Source organism: Arthrobacter sp. NPDC056493, assembly GCF_042795115.1.
In the GTDB taxonomy this organism is placed as follows: Bacteria; Actinomycetota; Actinomycetes; order Actinomycetales; family Micrococcaceae; genus Arthrobacter.
Window position 1 is genome coordinate 110,332 of record NZ_JBHTSL010000005.1, and the last position, 15,399, is coordinate 125,730.

17 protein-coding genes are annotated in these 15,399 nt (G+C 67.4%); 8 read left to right on the forward strand and 9 right to left on the reverse strand.

Annotated features, from left to right (window positions below):
* Positions 1 to 33 precede the first annotated feature (33 nt).
* The 3 genes from frr (at position 34) to ACFQ50_RS03730 (ending at position 2,165) form a co-directional block, all read left to right on the forward strand.
* Entirely contained in the window at positions 34 to 591 is a 558-nt protein-coding gene (frr, locus tag ACFQ50_RS03720) for a ribosome recycling factor (protein ID WP_377994168.1), read from the forward strand.
* A complete protein-coding gene (locus ACFQ50_RS03725; RefSeq protein WP_377994169.1) occupies positions 591 to 1,514 on the forward strand; it encodes a phosphatidate cytidylyltransferase in 924 nt (307 codons plus the stop codon). Before frr ends, ACFQ50_RS03725 begins: the two co-directional genes overlap by 1 nt.
* A gap of 63 nt (positions 1,515 to 1,577) precedes the next feature.
* On the forward strand, positions 1,578 to 2,165 hold the full coding sequence (locus ACFQ50_RS03730) for a DivIVA domain-containing protein (protein WP_377994170.1): 588 nt from the start codon (positions 1,578 to 1,580) through the stop codon (positions 2,163 to 2,165).
* Between the two features lie 28 nt (positions 2,166 to 2,193).
* On the opposite strand, the gene ACFQ50_RS03735 is transcribed toward ACFQ50_RS03730, so the two are convergent.
* From ACFQ50_RS03735 to ACFQ50_RS03750, 4 genes are read right to left on the reverse strand one after another with little or no spacing between them, the layout of a single operon-like run.
* Positions 2,194 to 3,660, reverse strand: coding sequence for a cation acetate symporter (locus tag ACFQ50_RS03735; RefSeq protein WP_377994171.1), 1,467 nt, complete (start codon positions 3,658 to 3,660; stop codon positions 2,194 to 2,196).
* Positions 3,661 to 3,682: 22 nt separating this feature from the next.
* A complete protein-coding gene (locus ACFQ50_RS03740; RefSeq protein WP_377994172.1) occupies positions 3,683 to 4,045 on the reverse strand; it encodes a hypothetical protein in 363 nt (120 codons plus the stop codon).
* Positions 4,042 to 4,761 carry a LytR/AlgR family response regulator transcription factor gene (locus ACFQ50_RS03745; protein ID WP_377994173.1) on the reverse strand — a complete coding sequence of 240 codons (720 nt, stop codon included), beginning with the start codon at positions 4,759 to 4,761 and terminating at the stop codon, positions 4,042 to 4,044. Before ACFQ50_RS03745 ends, ACFQ50_RS03740 begins: the two co-directional genes overlap by 4 nt.
* Before the next feature lie 15 nt (positions 4,762 to 4,776).
* Entirely contained in the window at positions 4,777 to 5,991 is a 1,215-nt protein-coding gene (locus ACFQ50_RS03750) for a sensor histidine kinase (RefSeq protein ID WP_377994174.1), read from the reverse strand.
* 164 nt (positions 5,992 to 6,155) lie between these two features.
* Between ACFQ50_RS03750 and ACFQ50_RS03755 the strand changes: the two genes are divergently transcribed.
* Positions 6,156 to 6,551, forward strand: coding sequence for a DUF485 domain-containing protein (locus ACFQ50_RS03755; RefSeq protein WP_377994175.1), 396 nt, complete (start codon positions 6,156 to 6,158; stop codon positions 6,549 to 6,551).
* The gene (locus ACFQ50_RS03760) at positions 6,548 to 8,164 is read left to right on the forward strand and encodes a cation acetate symporter (protein ID WP_377994176.1); all 1,617 of its coding nucleotides are present in this window, start codon (positions 6,548 to 6,550) and stop codon (positions 8,162 to 8,164) included. The genes ACFQ50_RS03755 and ACFQ50_RS03760 overlap by 4 nt, the downstream gene beginning before the upstream one ends.
* A 138-nt stretch (positions 8,165 to 8,302) precedes the next feature.
* On the opposite strand, the gene ACFQ50_RS03765 is transcribed toward ACFQ50_RS03760, so the two are convergent.
* The 4 genes from ACFQ50_RS03765 to ACFQ50_RS03780 all read right to left on the reverse strand — a co-directional run bounded on the left by ACFQ50_RS03765 (position 8,303) and on the right by ACFQ50_RS03780 (position 10,733).
* Positions 8,303 to 8,914: a hypothetical protein gene (locus ACFQ50_RS03765; RefSeq protein ID WP_377994177.1), complete on the reverse strand. Its 612-nt coding sequence runs from the start codon at positions 8,912 to 8,914 to the stop codon at positions 8,303 to 8,305.
* A gap of 18 nt (positions 8,915 to 8,932) precedes the next feature.
* Positions 8,933 to 9,337, reverse strand: coding sequence for a DUF4383 domain-containing protein (locus ACFQ50_RS03770; protein WP_377994178.1), 405 nt, complete (start codon positions 9,335 to 9,337; stop codon positions 8,933 to 8,935).
* Between the two features lie 127 nt (positions 9,338 to 9,464).
* Entirely contained in the window at positions 9,465 to 9,914 is a 450-nt protein-coding gene (locus ACFQ50_RS03775; RefSeq protein ID WP_377994179.1) for a hypothetical protein, read from the reverse strand.
* A 345-nt stretch (positions 9,915 to 10,259) separates the two neighbouring features.
* Entirely contained in the window at positions 10,260 to 10,733 is a 474-nt protein-coding gene (locus ACFQ50_RS03780; RefSeq protein WP_377994180.1) for an Lrp/AsnC family transcriptional regulator, read from the reverse strand.
* 196 nt (positions 10,734 to 10,929) lie between these two features.
* Between ACFQ50_RS03780 and pdhA the strand changes: the two genes are divergently transcribed.
* Genes pdhA through ACFQ50_RS03795 form a run of 3 tightly spaced genes read left to right on the forward strand, consistent with a single transcriptional unit; the run spans position 10,930 to position 14,524 of the window.
* Positions 10,930 to 12,105 carry a pyruvate dehydrogenase (acetyl-transferring) E1 component subunit alpha gene (gene pdhA, locus ACFQ50_RS03785; RefSeq protein ID WP_377994181.1) on the forward strand — a complete coding sequence of 392 codons (1,176 nt, stop codon included), beginning with the start codon at positions 10,930 to 10,932 and terminating at the stop codon, positions 12,103 to 12,105.
* A complete protein-coding gene (locus ACFQ50_RS03790; RefSeq protein WP_377994182.1) occupies positions 12,105 to 13,115 on the forward strand; it encodes an alpha-ketoacid dehydrogenase subunit beta in 1,011 nt (336 codons plus the stop codon). Before pdhA ends, ACFQ50_RS03790 begins: the two co-directional genes overlap by 1 nt.
* A complete protein-coding gene (locus ACFQ50_RS03795; RefSeq protein WP_377994183.1) occupies positions 13,112 to 14,524 on the forward strand; it encodes a dihydrolipoamide acetyltransferase family protein in 1,413 nt (470 codons plus the stop codon). Before ACFQ50_RS03790 ends, ACFQ50_RS03795 begins: the two co-directional genes overlap by 4 nt.
* A gap of 90 nt (positions 14,525 to 14,614) precedes the next feature.
* Here the strand turns inward: ACFQ50_RS03795 and ACFQ50_RS03800 are convergent, their stop codons facing one another.
* On the reverse strand, positions 14,615 to 15,289 hold the full coding sequence (locus ACFQ50_RS03800; RefSeq protein ID WP_377994184.1) for a TetR/AcrR family transcriptional regulator: 675 nt from the start codon (positions 15,287 to 15,289) through the stop codon (positions 14,615 to 14,617).
* Between the last annotated feature and the right edge of the window lie 110 nt (positions 15,290 to 15,399).

Below are 15,399 nucleotides of genomic sequence, written 5' to 3' on the forward strand. Positions count from 1 at the left end.
GGGTGGCCGGGAACCAATTTCTGAGGAGAGATCGTGATCGAAGAAACCTTGCTCGAAGCCGGGGACAAGATGGACAAGGCTGTTGAGGTAGCCAAGGAAGACTTCGCCTCGATCCGCACCGGGCGGGCAAACCCGGGCCTCTACAACAAGGTGCTGGTGGACTACTACGGCTCACCCACCCCGCTGCAGCAGCTGGCTTCCTTCGCTATCCCGGACGCCCGCACCATCCTGATCACACCGTTCGACAAGACGGCCCTGCGGGACATCGAGCGGGCCCTCAGCGACTCCGAGGTCGGCGCCAACCCGTCCAACGACGGCAACGTCATCCGCATCACCATTCCGGAGCTGACGAAGGAACGCCGCAAGGAATACGTCAAGATCGTCAAGTCCAAGGGCGAGGACGCCAAGGTGTCCATCCGCAACATCCGCCGCAAGGCCAAGGAAACCCTGGACCGTCTCGTCAAGGACGGCGAAGCCGGCGAGGATGAGGGTACCCGCGGCGAAAAGGAACTCGACGCGATCACCAAGCAGCACGTCGAGGGAATCGACGAGCTCCTCAAGCGCAAGGAAGCTGAGCTGCTCGAGGTCTGATGGGCCAGGCACAGCAGGCCCCCGGTGCGCGGGCCCGAACCCGGACCCGCCAGCCAAGGCCCAACCCCACCCCCGGGGCGGGGCGCAACCTGCCGGCTGCAATCGCCGTGGGCCTGGCCATGCTCCTCGCGGTGCTCGGCGGGCTGCTCTTCCTGCCGCTCGGCTTTGTCGCCGTCGTCACCACGTTCGCCGTCTTCGGCGTGTGGGAGGTCTTCCGCGCACTCGAAGCGAACGGCACACGCCTGCCCATCGTCCCGGTCATGGTGGGCACCGTGGCGATGCCGTTCTCGGCCTACTTCGGCGGGCTGGAAAGCCTGCTGTTCGCGATGCTCGCCAGCAGCGTGGCGGTGCTGCTCTGGCGCTCCGTGGAAAGCGCAACCGGATCGGCCCGCAGCATCTTCGCCGGGGTGTTCACCCTCGCCTGGGTGCCTTTCCTGATCAGCTTCGCGGCACTGCCGCTGCACGTCGAAGGCGGTGCTTCCCCGGTGGGCCCGTGGCCCGGCGGAACAGTGCCGGAGGGCGCCTGGCAGATTGTCATCCTGCTGCTCCTGGTGGTTTCCAACGACACGTTTGGTTACCTCGTGGGCGCCCGTTTGGGCAAGCATCCCATGGCGCCAAAGATCAGCCCGAAAAAGTCCTGGGAGGGTTTTGCCGGGTCCATCGCGGGCGCCATGCTTGTCGGTGTCCTGGCCAGCATCTTCCTGTTGGGCAAACCCTGGTGGGTGGGCGTTGTGCTGGCGATTGGCATGGTCGCGGCCGCCACCGCCGGCGACCTCGCTGAATCGATGGTCAAACGCGAACTCGGCGTCAAGGACATGAGCAGCATCCTGCCGGGACACGGCGGGGTGATGGACCGGCTGGACTCGATCGTGTTCGCCTCGCCGGTGGCCTTCATGCTGTTCGTTCTGTTCTCCGGAGCCTGAGGTTTCCGAACAACGCCCTAGAATAATGCGGTTACGACCCGCCGAAGAAGTATCGAAGGAAACATGGTGAGAGTGGACAGCAAGCGTCAGATTCCCGCGTCGTTCGAACGCGTGGCGCGGACCGACTACGGCTACAACGCCAAGCAGGTGGACCAGTTCCTCCAGCAGGCCCGCGTATCACTCGAAACGCCCGAGGCTGCCGCCCACCCCATAAAAAGCGCTGATGTCCGGTCCGTGTCCTTCGACCCCGTCAAAGGCGGATACTCGGCCACCGCCGTGGACGCCGCCCTCGACCGGCTGGAAGACGCCTTCGCCCGCCGGGAGCGGGACGACCTCATCGCCGAACGGGGCGAGGACGCCTGGCTGCGGCAGATCGGGCAGCTGTCCGGAACACTCCGCGGCCGCCTTCACCGGCCCGACGGCGAGAGGTTCCGCCGCCCGGTCAAGAAAAGGGCGCGCAGCTACAACACCAGGGACGTGGACACCCTGTGCCGGGACCTGATCGGTTACCTGGAGCACGACAAGCCACTCAGCGTTGACAACGTCCGCCGGGCCGTCTTCCGGCCCGCCGTCGGCAAGGACGGATACGAGGAGACCCAGGTGGATGCCTTCCTCGACCGGGTGGTCGAGCTGATGGCCGCCATCGACTGACGGCCCGGCCGGGCGCCGGCCCGACAGCTCAGCGTTCCGTGGCCAGCGGCCGCTCCGGCGTGTGCAGGCGGGTCATCACCCTGGTGATGGTCCGCGGCACCCGGGAACTGGTGGCACGCGATGTCAGGACCATCACGGTGAAGGCCGCCGGCATTGTCCAGGCCGCGGGCTGCGCCAGCCACGGCGGCGTCCCCGTGACGCCGAGCACCGTCCCCGCCACCATGGCGCCGCCGCACAGCAGGCCACCGGTCACCATGCCGGCAATGGCACCGGCATCGGTCAGGCCCCGCCACCAGATGCCAAGCAGCAGGACCGGGCAGATCGTGGACGCCGTGAAGGCGAACACCAGGCCCACGCTGCCGGCCAGTGCCAGCGAGTCCGTCATGAGCGCCAGGCCCAGCGGAACGGTGATCGAGATCAGTGCCGCCACCCTGAAGCCGCGCACGCTCCCGCCGAGGACGTCCTGGCTGATCACGCCGGCCAGCGAGACGACGAGCCCCGACGTCGTGGACAGGAATGCGGCAAAGGCCCCCGCCACGACGAGGGCGGACAGCAGCTCGCCGGCCGGGCCTCCAACGAGGCGGCCCGGGAGCAGCAGTACCAGGGCATCCGCCTGCCCTGCCCGCGCCAGGTCCGGGGCGAACAGCCTGCCGGCCAGGCCGAACGCCGTCGGAAAGAGATAGAACACGGACAACAGGCCCAGCACGATCAGCGTGGTCCGCCGGGCCGTGTGTCCGTCCGGGTTGGTGTAGAAGCGGACCAGGACGTGCGGCAGCCCCAAGGTTCCGAACAGCAGGGCAACGAGGAGCGAGATGCTCTGGTAGGGGCTGGCCGGATCCGCTCCGCCCGGGTTTGTGGCTGCTTCCGCCAGCGAGGGCGAACCGTTGCCTGACAGCACCAGCAGGATGAAGATTAGTGGCACGGCCAGGGCCGTCAGCTTCAGCCAGTACTGGAAGGCCTGGACGAAGGTGATCGAACGCATGCCCCCGGCCACCACGGTGAGGCACACCACCACCACGACGGCGGTTGAGCCGGCCCAGGCCGGCAGCCCGGTGGTGGTCCGGATCGTCAGGGCAGCGCCGTGCAGCTGCGGGACGATGTAGAGCCAGCCCACGATGACCACAGCCACGCTGGTTACGCGGCGCACCGCCCGCGAATCGAGCCGGGCTTCGGTGAAATCCGGGATGGTGTAGGCCCCGGAGCGCCGCAGCGGCGCCGCCACGAACAGCAGTAGCATCAGGTACCCGGCGGTGTAGCCCACCGGATACCACAGGGCATCCGTGCCGGACAGCAGGATCAGGCCGGCCACGCCCAGGAAACTGGCCGCCGACAGATACTCGCCGCCAATGGCTGACGCGTTCCACCACGGCGGCACCGTTCGGGAGGCGACATAGAAGTCGCCGGTGGTGCGGGAGATCCGCAGACCGTAGAAGCCGATCACCGCTGTCGCCACAGAAACGGCGGCTACCGCCGCGATGCCCACCGCCGGGTTCACCGGAACATCACTTGCCGCTGCATCACTTTTCCCCGGCGAGGTCGCGGTACCGTGCCTCGTTGCGGGCCGCGCTGCGGATGTACAGCCAGGCGCTGATTCCGGTCACGGGGTAGATCCCGGCGCCCAGCAGAAGCCAATCGAACGGGATTCCGGCAATCCGGACCTCCGCCAGGCCCGGTATGGCGGCAAGCAGCAGCGGAAACGCGCCGAGGATCAGCAGGAAGCCGCCGGCCACCACCAGGGCAAGCCGGAGCTGGGACCGGATCAGCGAGCGGACGAAGACCTGGCCGACGGCGGACTCCTCGGCAGACTCCCGCGGTTCGGCCGGGGAGTCCGCCGAACCGCGGTATGCCGAACGGGGCGCCGTGACCCTGACGCGCGTCATGCCTGCGGCCGGATCCTGGTTGCCTCAAGCTTCTCGCGGACGGCCGGCAGGTGGCGGCGGCTGATCGGCAGTTCTGCGTCCCCCACGGACACGCCGGGGCGGCCGGCGGCGAGCTTGAGGTGGGAGACGTGGGCGAGGGCCACCAGGTAGGACCGGTGCGTGCGGATGAAACCGGCGTCGGCCCACTGCTGTTCCAGGTCGGCAAGCGGCACGCGGATCAGGTAGCTGGCATCGGCGGTGTGGAGCCGGGCATAGTCACCCTGCGCCTGGACGTACGTGACGTCGTCGCGCCGGATCATTCTGGTGGTGCCGCCCTGGTCCACGGTGATCATCTCCGGCGCGGCACCGCCGTCGCGGATCAGTTCACTGATCCGGCCCACGGAGCGGGCCAGCCGCTCGGCCCGAACAGGCTTCAGCAGGTAGTCCACGGCCGCAAGCTCGAACGCCTCCAGGGCGCAGTCCTCGTCCGCGGTGACGAAGACGACGGCGGGAGGCCGGCTGCTGCGGGATATGGCGCGTGCGATGTCCAGGCCGGACACCGCCGGCATGTGGATGTCGAGGAAGACGGCGTCCACCGCCTCTGCTTCGAGCGCCCGCAGCGCCTCGGCGCCGGACGAGGCACGGAGGATGGTGCCGATCCGCTCATCCCGGCCCAGGAGGAAGGCGAGCTCCTCGACCGCGGGCAGCTCGTCGTCGGCGACGAGAACGTTAATCATGGTCCTAGGTTATCTTCAGGCATCGTGGTCCGGCTGGGACTTGGGCACCCGCATCGTGATGAGCGTGCCCTCGCCGGGAGCCGTCTCGATCACCAGGCCGTGCTCGTCGCCGTACACCTGCCGGAGCCGGGCGTCGACGTTCCGCAGGCCCACGTGCTCACCGTCCGTGTGGCCGGCCAACATGGACTGCAGCTGCACCGGGTCCATCCCCACGCCGTCGTCCTCGATGGTGACCTCCGCGAACGCGCCCGAATCGTTGGCACAGATGGTGATGTGGCCCGGCCCCTCTTTTGCCTCGAGGCCGTGCCGGACCGCGTTCTCCACGAGCGGCTGCAGGCTCAGGAACGGAATCACGGTGCCCAGCACCTCCGGCGCGATCCGCAGGCTCACCTGCACCCGCTCGCCGAACCGGGCCCGCTCCAGCAGCAGGTACCTGTCGATGCACCGCAGCTCCTCGGCGAGCGTGGTGAAATCCCCGTGCCGCCGGAACGAGTACCGGGTGAAGTCCGCGAACTCCACCACCAGTTCCCGCGCCCGGGCCGGATCGGTGTTGATGAAGGAAGCTATGGCGTTCAGCGAGTTGTAGATGAAGTGCGGGCTGATCTGGGCGCGGAGGGCCCGCACCTCCGCCTCCATGAGCAGGGTCCGGGAGGCGTCCAGCTCGGCCAGCTCAACCTGTGCGGCCACCCAGTCGGCCACTTCGGTGGTGGCGCGTACCAGCCCTGCCCCCGTTTGAGGGGCGAAGGCTGCCACCGCTCCCACCACGCGCGAGCCCGCCCGGACGGGAGCCACGACGGCGGCGGCGACAGACCCGGACTTGGAGACCGGCCCGGACCTGGGGGAGTGGAGCAACAGGTCGGCGGCGTTGAAAACCTGGGTCCTCCCGTTGGAGAGCACGTCAGCGGCGAGCCCCATCAGCCCGGGACGCAGTTCCTCCGCGGTCCCGTCCCAGGCGAGCACGCCGGACACATCCAGGATGGCCAGCGCTTCACATCCAAGCAGGGCCCGCAGCTGGCGGCTGGCCTTGGCGGCGCCCGCCGGATTCAGGCCGGTCCGCAGGTGCCGCCCGGCTTTCGAGGCGGCGTGCAGGGTGTTGTAGGTGGCCCGCTCGGCGTCGGTGCCCAGCTCGCGGAAGGAACGCAGCACCTTGAGTCCGACGGCGACGACGACGGCCACCGCCAACGCGATAACGGCCACGGCGGCTGCGGAAGAGAGAGGGGAATCCGGCATGCTGCCCAGCGTAGCGCGTGCCGTTTGGCGCAGCGTCGCCGCCGTTGGCCGACCGGCGGCGCGCAATCACTGGCTTATCGTCCACGCAGCGGCGCACAGTGATGGCAGTCACATTGGCCGGTGGGGTGCGGCCGTGTGGAAGACAGTCTCAATGAGGAGGAATGATGGGTAACGATGCCCGAACCAAGGACGCGGCGCCGTCCGCGGACTTTAAGGAAGTCCAGGCCTCGCAGCAGTTCAAGGAACTGCGCAAGCGCCACCGCAGCTTTGTGTTCCCGATGGCGATCGCGTTTCTGCTGTGGTACTTCGCGTACGTCATCCTTGCCGCCTACGCCGTGGACTTCATGTCCACCAAGGTGTGGGGCAACATCAACGTGGGCATCATCATGGGACTGCTGCAGTTCGTGACCACGTTCGCCATCACCGGCTGGTACGTCAGCTACTCGAACCGGCGCCTGGACCCCATCGCCGCAGACATCCGGCACGGCATTGAAGGCCACGAGTACGACAAATCCGGCAGCAGCGCACCGGGCAGTCCAGCAAGCGGAGAAGCAAAATGATCACCATCCCCACAGCGGTCGACGTCGCCGCGCTCAAGGACACCACACTCCTGAACATGGGCATCTTCGCCTTGTTCGTCGCCGTCACCATGGTCATCGTGCTCCGGGCCAGCCGCAACAACAAGACGGCCGCCGACTACTACGCCGCCGGCCGTTCCTTCACCGGCTCCCAGAACGGCACCGCCATCGCGGGCGACTACCTGTCAGCGGCCTCCTTCCTGGGCATCACCGGGGCCATCGCCATCAACGGCTACGACGGCTTCATGTACTCCATCGGCTTCCTGGTCGCCTGGCTGGTGGCCCTGCTGCTGGTGGCGGAGCTGCTCCGGAACACCGGCAAGTTCACCATGGCCGACGTCCTTTCGTTCCGCCTGCGGCAGCGTCCGGTGCGCATCGCGGCTGCCATCTCCACGCTGGCCGTCTGCTTCTTCTACCTCCTGGCCCAGATGGCCGGCGCCGGAAGCCTGATCTCACTCCTGCTCGGCATCGGGGACTGGGGCGGCCAGGCGTTGGTGATCATCGTCGTCGGCGCGCTGATGATCATGTACGTGCTGATTGGCGGCATGAAGGGCACCACCTGGGTGCAGATCATCAAGGCCATCCTGCTGATCGCCGGAGCCGCCGTCATGACCCTTTGGGTTTTGGCCATCTACGGGTTCAACGTGTCCAACCTGCTGGGCGGCGCGGTCGACGCGGCCAACAACCCGGCCGTGCTCAACCCCGGGCTGCAGTACGGCAAGACGGAAACGTCCAAGCTGGACTTCATGTCCCTGGGCCTTGCCCTGGTGCTGGGCACGGCCGCCCTGCCGCACGTGCTGATGCGCTTCTACACCGTGCCCACCGCCAAGGAAGCCCGTAAGTCGGTTGTGTGGTCCATCTGGCTGATCGGCCTGTTCTACATCTTCACGCTGGTCCTCGGCTACGGCGCCGCCGCCCTCGTGGGGGCGGACACCATCAAGGGCGCCCCGGGCGGCGTCAACTCCGCGGCGCCGCTGCTGGCCTTCCACCTGGGCGGCCCGCTGCTGCTGGGCTTCATCTCGGCCGTGGCTTTCGCCACGATCCTCGCCGTGGTTGCCGGCCTCACCATCACCGCCGCCGCCTCGTTCGCCCATGACATCTATGCCAACGTCATCGCAAAGGGAAAGGCCGACGCCGGCACCGAAGTTAAGGTGGCACGCCGCACTGTGATTGTGATTGGCATCCTCGCCATCCTGGGCGGGATCTTTGCCAATGGCCAGAACGTGGCGTTCCTGGTGGCCCTGGCGTTCGCCGTGGCGGCCTCCGCCAACCTGCCCACCATCATCTACTCCCTGTTCTGGCGCCGGTTCACAACGCAGGGCGCCATCTGGAGCATGTACGGCGGGCTCGCGTCGGCCATCATCCTGATCGCGCTGTCACCGGTGGTGTCCGGCGGCGCCACCTCCATGATCAAGGGCGCCAACTTCGCCGTCTTCCCGCTGAGCAACCCGGGCATTGTGTCCATCCCGCTTGCCTTCCTGCTGGGCTGGCTCGGCACGGTCCTGGACAAGAAGCAGGAGGACCGCAGCAAGCAGGCCGAAATGGAGGTCCGGTCACTGACCGGGGTAGGCGCGGAGAAGGCCGTGGAGCACTGAAGCTAACCTCGGCCACACAGGGCAGGAGCCCCCGCGCACGTGACCAGTTCATGTGCGCGGGGGCTCCTGGCTGTGGATTGTCCGCCGTCGGTGCCAGTCGGCGGCGGTGCCAGTCGCCGTCGGGGGTAAGCCTGCCGCTCAAGGCGAGTGGTGGCCTCCGGTGTGACCACTGTGCGGCACCGCGAACTGGCCCGCCGTCGACGCGGCGAGTCCCGGCGTCGTGATGGCGGCCACCAGCAGCGCCCCGGCGAAGGCGGCCGCGAGCAGCGGCCCGGCACCCAGCCGGGCCGACGCGGTCTGGCCGGATCCGCCGGGAAATGTGGGGGACGTGCGGCCGAGCCAGGACGTGGCCGCGATGATCATCAGGGTCAGCAGAAGTGCGGCGAGGTGGCTGATGCCCAGGCCCGCCATGCCGCTGCCTGCGCCCAGAACAATGGCAGCCACATGCGCGGCGGCAGCGGCGGGCAGCAGGACGGTGGAGGCCCGCGGCAGCGGGAACCGGCTCCTGCCCAGCCCGGCAACGGTCCACCCGAGCAGGGCCGATCCCCAGAGCAGGGCGGCCGCGGCGCCGGCCGCCCTCACCGGGAGGGCGGGGTCGGCGGCGGCCAACAGGCTGGAGGCCACGGCGAGGTTGACCGCTGCGGCGCCGAGCCCGGCAAAGCCGGCGAAGAGCCGCACGGCATCGGACCGGGACAGTTCCTGCGTTGCCGCGGGTCCCGGGGTTGCCGGGATGGCCTGGCTGGTCGTCATCTTGAGGCGCTGGGACGTCTAGGCGCGGGCCGTGGCGGGGACCTTGTCCAAAGACAGGCCGACGCCGAGCAGCAGGACGGCGCTCGCCAGGTGGAGAACGTTGTCCGCACCGTTGAGGGCAATGATGTTGAGCGGCGAGCTGAGCAGGAACAGGCCGAGGATGCCGACCAGCAGGTACACCGCACCCACTGCTGTGTTGACGGTGCGCGAAAGCTGGATGTCCTTGATCCCGGCGTAGAGCAGCGCGGCGCCGATGGCCAGGTGGATCACGTTGTGCAGCGGGTTGACCTCGAAGATGATCAGGTTGGCGCCTTCATTGGAGAAGAAGCCGACTCCCGAGGTCACGGCGAAGCCGACCAGGCCCACCAGCAGGTAGACGGCTCCGAAGACTGTGGCGATAAGTCGGTTCGGTGAGTTGCGCATGGCCCAAAATTCCTTCCGGTTGCCGGCCGGGGCTGGTGCCCCGGCCAGATTGCGGAGCCCTGGTCGGGGCTCTCGGAAGCAATTCGGGTCCGATGCGCGCTTGGATGGGTGGGCGTTTGTATGTGAGTCAGGCCTTTGGCCGGAGCTTGATGGTGACCAGCTTCAGGCCGTCCTTGCCGGCGAAGCGGTACACGAGTTCGATGTCCTTGCCCGGGCATTTGATGAGCCCCGCGACATCCGCGATGCTGCTGCCATTTTGGGTGCTGACTTTGAGGTCGTCATAAGCCGTGGTGCAGGACGGATCCAACTGGAGGCTCTTAACGCCGGAAGCGAATTCCTCGCGGCTCAGCTGCTCCTTGAGGCTGGGGTCCATGTAGTCGTTGTAGGCCTTGTCCGTCTCGCCGGCGATGACCAGCTTGGTGAAGCTGTCCGCCAGGTCCCCGGCCTGCCGCGTGGCTCCGCCCACGAGGTTCACCAGGAGCAGCACGCCGACGACCACCAGCAACAGCACACCTGCCACGATGCCAACGACGATCCAGACGCCCTTGCGGCTCCTGGCCGGGGGCAGGCCGGGCAAACCGAACGGCGAAGGCGTGAGCGCCCGCCGGCCAGGTGGCTGCTGCGGACCCTGCTGGTAGGGGCCGGGCTGCTGCGGGCCTTGCTGGTAGGGGCCAGGCTGCGCGGGACCAGCATGCGGGGGATCGGGTTGCGCAGGACTAGCATGCGGGGGACCGGGCTGTTGTGCGCCGGGCTGCTGCGGGGGGAGCGGGGGATTGCTCAAGGGTGGGCCTTTCCGGCACCGCACCAGCGGCGCTCCAACTTACAGGGCACAGCCGGCGCCCGGTCACTTTTGTGGAATAGCCTATAGGGCCGGCGGCCCGGAACGGCGATGTTGTCCCGTGGTTACGGCCGCCCGCTGCGGTCAGTCTTCAGCTGAGTTGCGCTCAAGCAATGGCTGGATACGGAAAGGTATCAGTTCACCCATGGCCAGGGCCGTATCAGTCCTCTCAACGCCGTCGCAGGCCAGGATCTTCCCGTTGATCCGGAAGAGGTCCTCGGCGTCCAGGGCGACCACGCGCAGCAGCAGGTCGGCCGAGCCCGTGAGTCCGTAGCCCTCGAGGATCTCCGGCACGGCCGCCAGTTCCTCGGCGAGGGAACCGAGCTTTTGCTGCTGGACATGCACAGAGATGAAAGCCATCAGCGGATAGCCCAGGGACGCCGGGTTGATGCGCCGCTCGAACGAGAGGAAAGCGTGCTTCTTCTCGAGCTGGGCCATCCGCGCCTGGACAGTGTTGCGGGAGAGGCCGAGCTTCTGGGCCAGGGCCACCACGGTGCGGCGCGGATCCTGTGCCAGGGCGGAGAGCAGCCGGGTGTCTGTGCCATCCAAAGCTTGCATAATGCGCAAGGCTAGCACGGTCTGGAGCCGCCAGACAGTGCATTGTGCTCAGTTTTTGCCGCGGCGGTTGTACCACCTGAACATTGTGAGTATGGTCACACTTAACCGGGGCAAAGGCGCCCGGGAGGCCGGAATGCGGCGGAATCACGAGTCCTGCCGCGGGATGGTTACACGACGTCAGAAGGTTGCGGCAACAGTGGTGACAGACGATGCGGGCCAGGGCGGAACAGCCGCCGGCCGGGACAACAAGACAGGGCACCAGGGTGGCGCAGGCCACAGCATGGTTCAGCTGATTACCCCCGCAGGGGAGCGCGTCAGCCATCCGGAGTATGATCCCTGGGTCAAGGACGTGTCAGACGAGCAGCTGTGCTCGCTCTACGAGGACCTGGTGGTGATCCGGCGGATCGACCAAGAGGCCACCGCGCTGCAGCGCCAGGGCGAACTGGGCCTCTGGCCGCCGCTGCTGGGCCAAGAGGCCTCACAGGTGGGATCCGTGCGGGCGCTGCGCGATGACGACTTTATCTTCCCCAGCTACCGCGAGAACGGCGTGGCCTACTGCCGCGGGGTGGACCTGGCGGACATCCTGCGTGTCTGGCGCGGTGCTGCCTCCGGCGGCTGGGACCCGTACACGGTCAACATGGCGATCCCACAGATCGTCATTGGGGCGCAGACGCTGCACGCCACCGGCTACGCCATGGGAATCCAGAACGACGGCGCCGATTCCGCGGCGATTGCGTACTTCGGCGACGGAGCCACCAGCAAGGGGGACGTCAACGAAGCCATGGTCTTTGCGGCCAGTTACCAGGTGCCGCTGGTGTTCTTCTGCCAAAACAACCACTGGGCCATCTCCGAACCTGTGCGTCTGCAGTCCCATACCCATCTTGCGGATCGGGGGACCGGCTTTGGCATGCCCAGCATGCGCGTTGACGGCAACGATGTGCTGGCGGTCATGGCTGCCACGCGCGTTGCCCTCGACCGCGCCCGCCGCGGCGGCGGTCCCACCTTCATCGAGGCCGTCACCTACAGGATGGGACCGCATACGACGGCGGATGACCCCACCCGGTACCGCGACGCCAACGAACTCGAGGACTGGGCGGCAAAGGACCCGATCGGCCGCGTCCATGCGCTGCTTGACCGGAAAGGCCTGTTCACCGAGGAGTTCGAATCTTCCGTGCGGACCAAGGCGGACGCCGTCGCCCGGGAGCTGCGTGCAAGCTGCGTCGGCATGCCGGATCCCGAACCCCTGGACGTCTTCAAGCACGTGTACAGCACCCCCAACTCCTGGCTGGACCGCCAGCAGGACCAGTACTCCCGTTACCTTGCCGGCTTCGGTGATCCCGAAGCGGCAACCCAAGAAGAAGGTGCACGCTGATGACGCAGCTGACCTTTGCGCGGGCCATAAACTCCGGCCTTCGCAAATCCCTCGAGAATGATCCCAAAGTGGTCCTCATGGGCGAGGACATCGGCACGCTGGGCGGTGTCTTCCGCGTAACCGACGGTCTGCAGAAGGACTTCGGCAAGCACCGGGTCATTGATACGCCCCTGGCCGAATCCGGGATCGTCGGCACCGCTGTGGGGTTGGCCTACCGCGGTTACCGGCCGGTGGTGGAAATCCAGTTCGACGGTTTTGTCTATTCCGCCTTCGACCAGATCGTCTCGCAGGTGGCGAAGATGCACTACCGCACCCGGGGCGCCGTGAAGATGCCCATCACCATCCGCATCCCCTTCGGCGGCGGCATCGGATCTCCGGAGCACCACTCCGAGTCGCCCGAGGCCTACTTCGCCCACACGGCCGGCCTTCGCGTGATCACCCCCGCCAGCCCGCAGGACGCCCACACCATGATCCAGCAGGCCATCTCCTGCGATGACCCCGTGATTTTCTTTGAGCCCAAGCGCCGCTACCACGACAAAGGCGAGGTGGACGAGGCGCTGGATCCCAATTCAGCCCCGCCGATGGGCCAGGCCCGGGTGGTGGCGGACGGCAGCGACGTCACACTCATTGCCTACGGACCGCTGGTCAAGACAGCCCGCAATGCCGCCACAGCCGCCGCGGACGAGGGCGTCTCGGTTGAGGTCATCGACCTGCGGTCGCTGGCCCCCGTGGACTTCGCCACCGTGGAGGCCTCGGTCCGCAAGACGGGACGGCTGGTGATCACGCACGAGGCCGGCCAGTCGGGCGGGCTGGGCGCGGAGGTTGCGGCCAGCATCACCGAGCGCTGCTTCTACCACCTGGAGGCGGCACCCGTCCGCATCACCGGGTTTGATGTGCCCTACCCCTATTCGAAGGTGGAGATGCACCACCTTCCGAACCTGGACCGGATTCTGGACGGCGTGGACCGCGCGCTGGGCCGGCCGAATTCGCTGAGCGGGCTGGAAGGATGACCGCCACCATGATCAAGGAATTCCGGCTGCCCGATCTCGGCGAAGGACTGACCGAATCCGAAATCGTCAGCTGGAAAGTGGGGGTCGGGGACACCGTCAGCCTGAACCAGATCATCGCCGAAGTGGAAACCGCCAAGGCAGTGGTGGAACTGCCCTCACCGTTCGCGGGCGTGATCACGGCCCTGCACGAACAGCCGGGAACCGTGGTGGAGGTGGGCAAGCCGATCGTCTCGTTCGAGGTAAAGGACGACGCCGGTAACCAGCCCGGCGCCGCCGGTGCGGCTGAGGCGCCGCTCCCCAAGAGGGAACCCAACCTCGTGGGGTACGGCGCCGTCGTCGAAAGCACCGGCCGTCCCGTCCGCCGGCAGCGGACGCTGGTTGAGCCCGCCCCACCGGTTGAGCCTGTCGAAACCAAAGCCCCGCCGGTTGAGCCTGTCGAAACCAGGCCTGCAGAAACCAAAGCCCCGGCGGTTGAGCCTGTCGAAACCACATCCCCGGAGACCAATTCCGCCGAGCGGCCCCGCTCCACGCCACCCGTCCGCAAGCTTGCCAAAGACCTCGGCGTGGACCTGGAGAGGGTTGCGGGGACCGGCCCCAGCGGCCTGATCACCCGTGAGGACGTGAGCCATTTCGTGGGCGGCGGGGACCTTCCCGCGGCAGCCCAGGAACTCGCAGCACAGGAAACGGCACCCCAGCAGGCACAGGGTGATCGTGAAGTGCGTACGCCGATCAAGGGTGTCCGCAAGTTCACGGCCGCCGCCATGGTCAGCAGCGCCTTCACGGCGCCGCATGTGACGGAGTTCCTGACGGTCGACGTCACTCCGGCCATGGAACTGCTGGCCAGGCTCAAGGAGAGCAAGGCCTTTGCCGGCCACAAGCTCACGCCGTTGACCCTCGTGGCCAAGGCTGTCCTGATCGCCCTGCGGCGCAATCCCGGCCTGAATGCCAGGTGGGACGAGGCCAACCAGGAGATCGTCCAGTTCAACTACGTGAACCTCGGCATCGCGGCCGCCACGCCGCGCGGCCTCACGGTTCCCAACATCAAGGATGCCGACCGCCTGACGCTCGTCGAGCTCTCCACGGCGCTCGCGGACCTGACGGATAGTGCCAGGGCCGGCAAGACCGGCCCGAAAGACCTCTCCGGCGGCACCATCTCCATCACCAACATCGGTGTCTTCGGCATCGACGCCGGCACACCCATTCTCAACCCGGGGGAGGCCGCTATCCTCGCCACGGGCGCCGTGCGGAAAACCCCGTGGGAGTACCAGGGTGAGGTCGCGCTGAGGCAGGTCATGACGCTGAGCCTGTCCTTCGACCACCGGCTGGTGGACGGCGAGCAGGGATCCAGGTTCCTGGCCGACATCGGCGCCCTGCTCGCGGACCCCGCTATGGCTTTCGCGATGACCTAACCACAGGGTTTCGGCTCCGTTTTCTGCGGGCTGCCTACCGCTCGCATCCGTGAGCGGCGGGCAGCCTGCAGCCAATATGGGCCAGCAGGGTTACTCGGCCAGCGGACTGGCAGTCACCAGCAACGCCGCCAGCGCCATGTTCTCCAGGAGCGGGCGGGCGGACTTGATGGCCATCCGCCGGCCGTGGTTACGGACGGAGTGCGGTGTGGAGTTGATCAGGCCGAACGTCGCGTGGGCGCGCATGCGGAGGTCGGCCGTGTCCGTTGTGCCGTGGATGCCCGCGAGCACGTCCACCCAGACCTCCACGTAGCTGCGCTGCAGGGCCCGCACCTGTGCCTGGTCCTCGCTGGTCAGGTTACTGAAATCCCTGTCCTGCACCCGGATCACGTCGGGGTTGCTGAGGGCGAAGTCCACGTGGAACTGCACCAGCCGGGCCAGTGCCGCGGACGGATCGGCGGCGTCGGCAACCACGTGGCGGCCGCCGTCGAGCAGGTCCTGGCTGACGGTGAGCAGCAGCGCACCCAGCACGGCCTGCTTTCCGGGGAAGTGGCGGTACACGGCTGGCCCGCTCACGCCTGCCGCGGCGCCGAGGTCCTCGAGGGACACGCGGTTGAACCCGTTGACAGCGAAGAGCGTGGCTGCGGCGGACAGGAGGGCCTGCCGGCGTGACTCCTTCGCCCGGCTGCGCTGCGTACGGACGGATGTCTCAGTGCCGGCTGCTGCCTGGACAGGAGCAGCGAGCTCTCCGTGATCTGTGGTGGGCACATTTCCTCCTCGGAACCCAAGAACTCTACCAACATCCTGTGTTGGACATCACAGTTACTAGAGACTAACCTAAACTCAGTTACGAGGCACTAACCGAAATGCGGCAGGAC

What these genes read in the sequence shown, in the direction of transcription:
- ACFQ50_RS03725 (WP_377994169.1), top strand. Translation starts at nt 591, where the DNA reads ATGGGCCAGGCACAGCAGGCCCCCGGTGCGCGGGCCCGAACCCGGACC.
- ACFQ50_RS03730 (WP_377994170.1), top strand. Translation starts at nt 1,578, where the DNA reads ATGGTGAGAGTGGACAGCAAGCGTCAGATTCCCGCGTCGTTCGAACGC.
- ACFQ50_RS03740 (WP_377994172.1), bottom strand. Translation starts at nt 4,045, where the DNA reads ATGACGCGCGTCAGGGTCACGGCGCCCCGTTCGGCATACCGCGGTTCG.
- ACFQ50_RS03745 (WP_377994173.1), bottom strand. Translation starts at nt 4,761, where the DNA reads ATGATTAACGTTCTCGTCGCCGACGACGAGCTGCCCGCGGTCGAGGAG.
- ACFQ50_RS03750 (WP_377994174.1), bottom strand. Translation starts at nt 5,991, where the DNA reads ATGCCGGATTCCCCTCTCTCTTCCGCAGCCGCCGTGGCCGTTATCGCG.
- ACFQ50_RS03755 (WP_377994175.1), top strand. Translation starts at nt 6,156, where the DNA reads ATGGGTAACGATGCCCGAACCAAGGACGCGGCGCCGTCCGCGGACTTT.
- ACFQ50_RS03760 (WP_377994176.1), top strand. Translation starts at nt 6,548, where the DNA reads ATGATCACCATCCCCACAGCGGTCGACGTCGCCGCGCTCAAGGACACC.
- ACFQ50_RS03765 (WP_377994177.1), bottom strand. Translation starts at nt 8,914, where the DNA reads ATGACGACCAGCCAGGCCATCCCGGCAACCCCGGGACCCGCGGCAACG.
- ACFQ50_RS03770 (WP_377994178.1), bottom strand. Translation starts at nt 9,337, where the DNA reads ATGCGCAACTCACCGAACCGACTTATCGCCACAGTCTTCGGAGCCGTC.
- ACFQ50_RS03780 (WP_377994180.1), bottom strand. Translation starts at nt 10,733, where the DNA reads ATGCAAGCTTTGGATGGCACAGACACCCGGCTGCTCTCCGCCCTGGCA.
- ACFQ50_RS03790 (WP_377994182.1), top strand. Translation starts at nt 12,105, where the DNA reads ATGACGCAGCTGACCTTTGCGCGGGCCATAAACTCCGGCCTTCGCAAA.
- ACFQ50_RS03795 (WP_377994183.1), top strand. Translation starts at nt 13,112, where the DNA reads ATGACCGCCACCATGATCAAGGAATTCCGGCTGCCCGATCTCGGCGAA.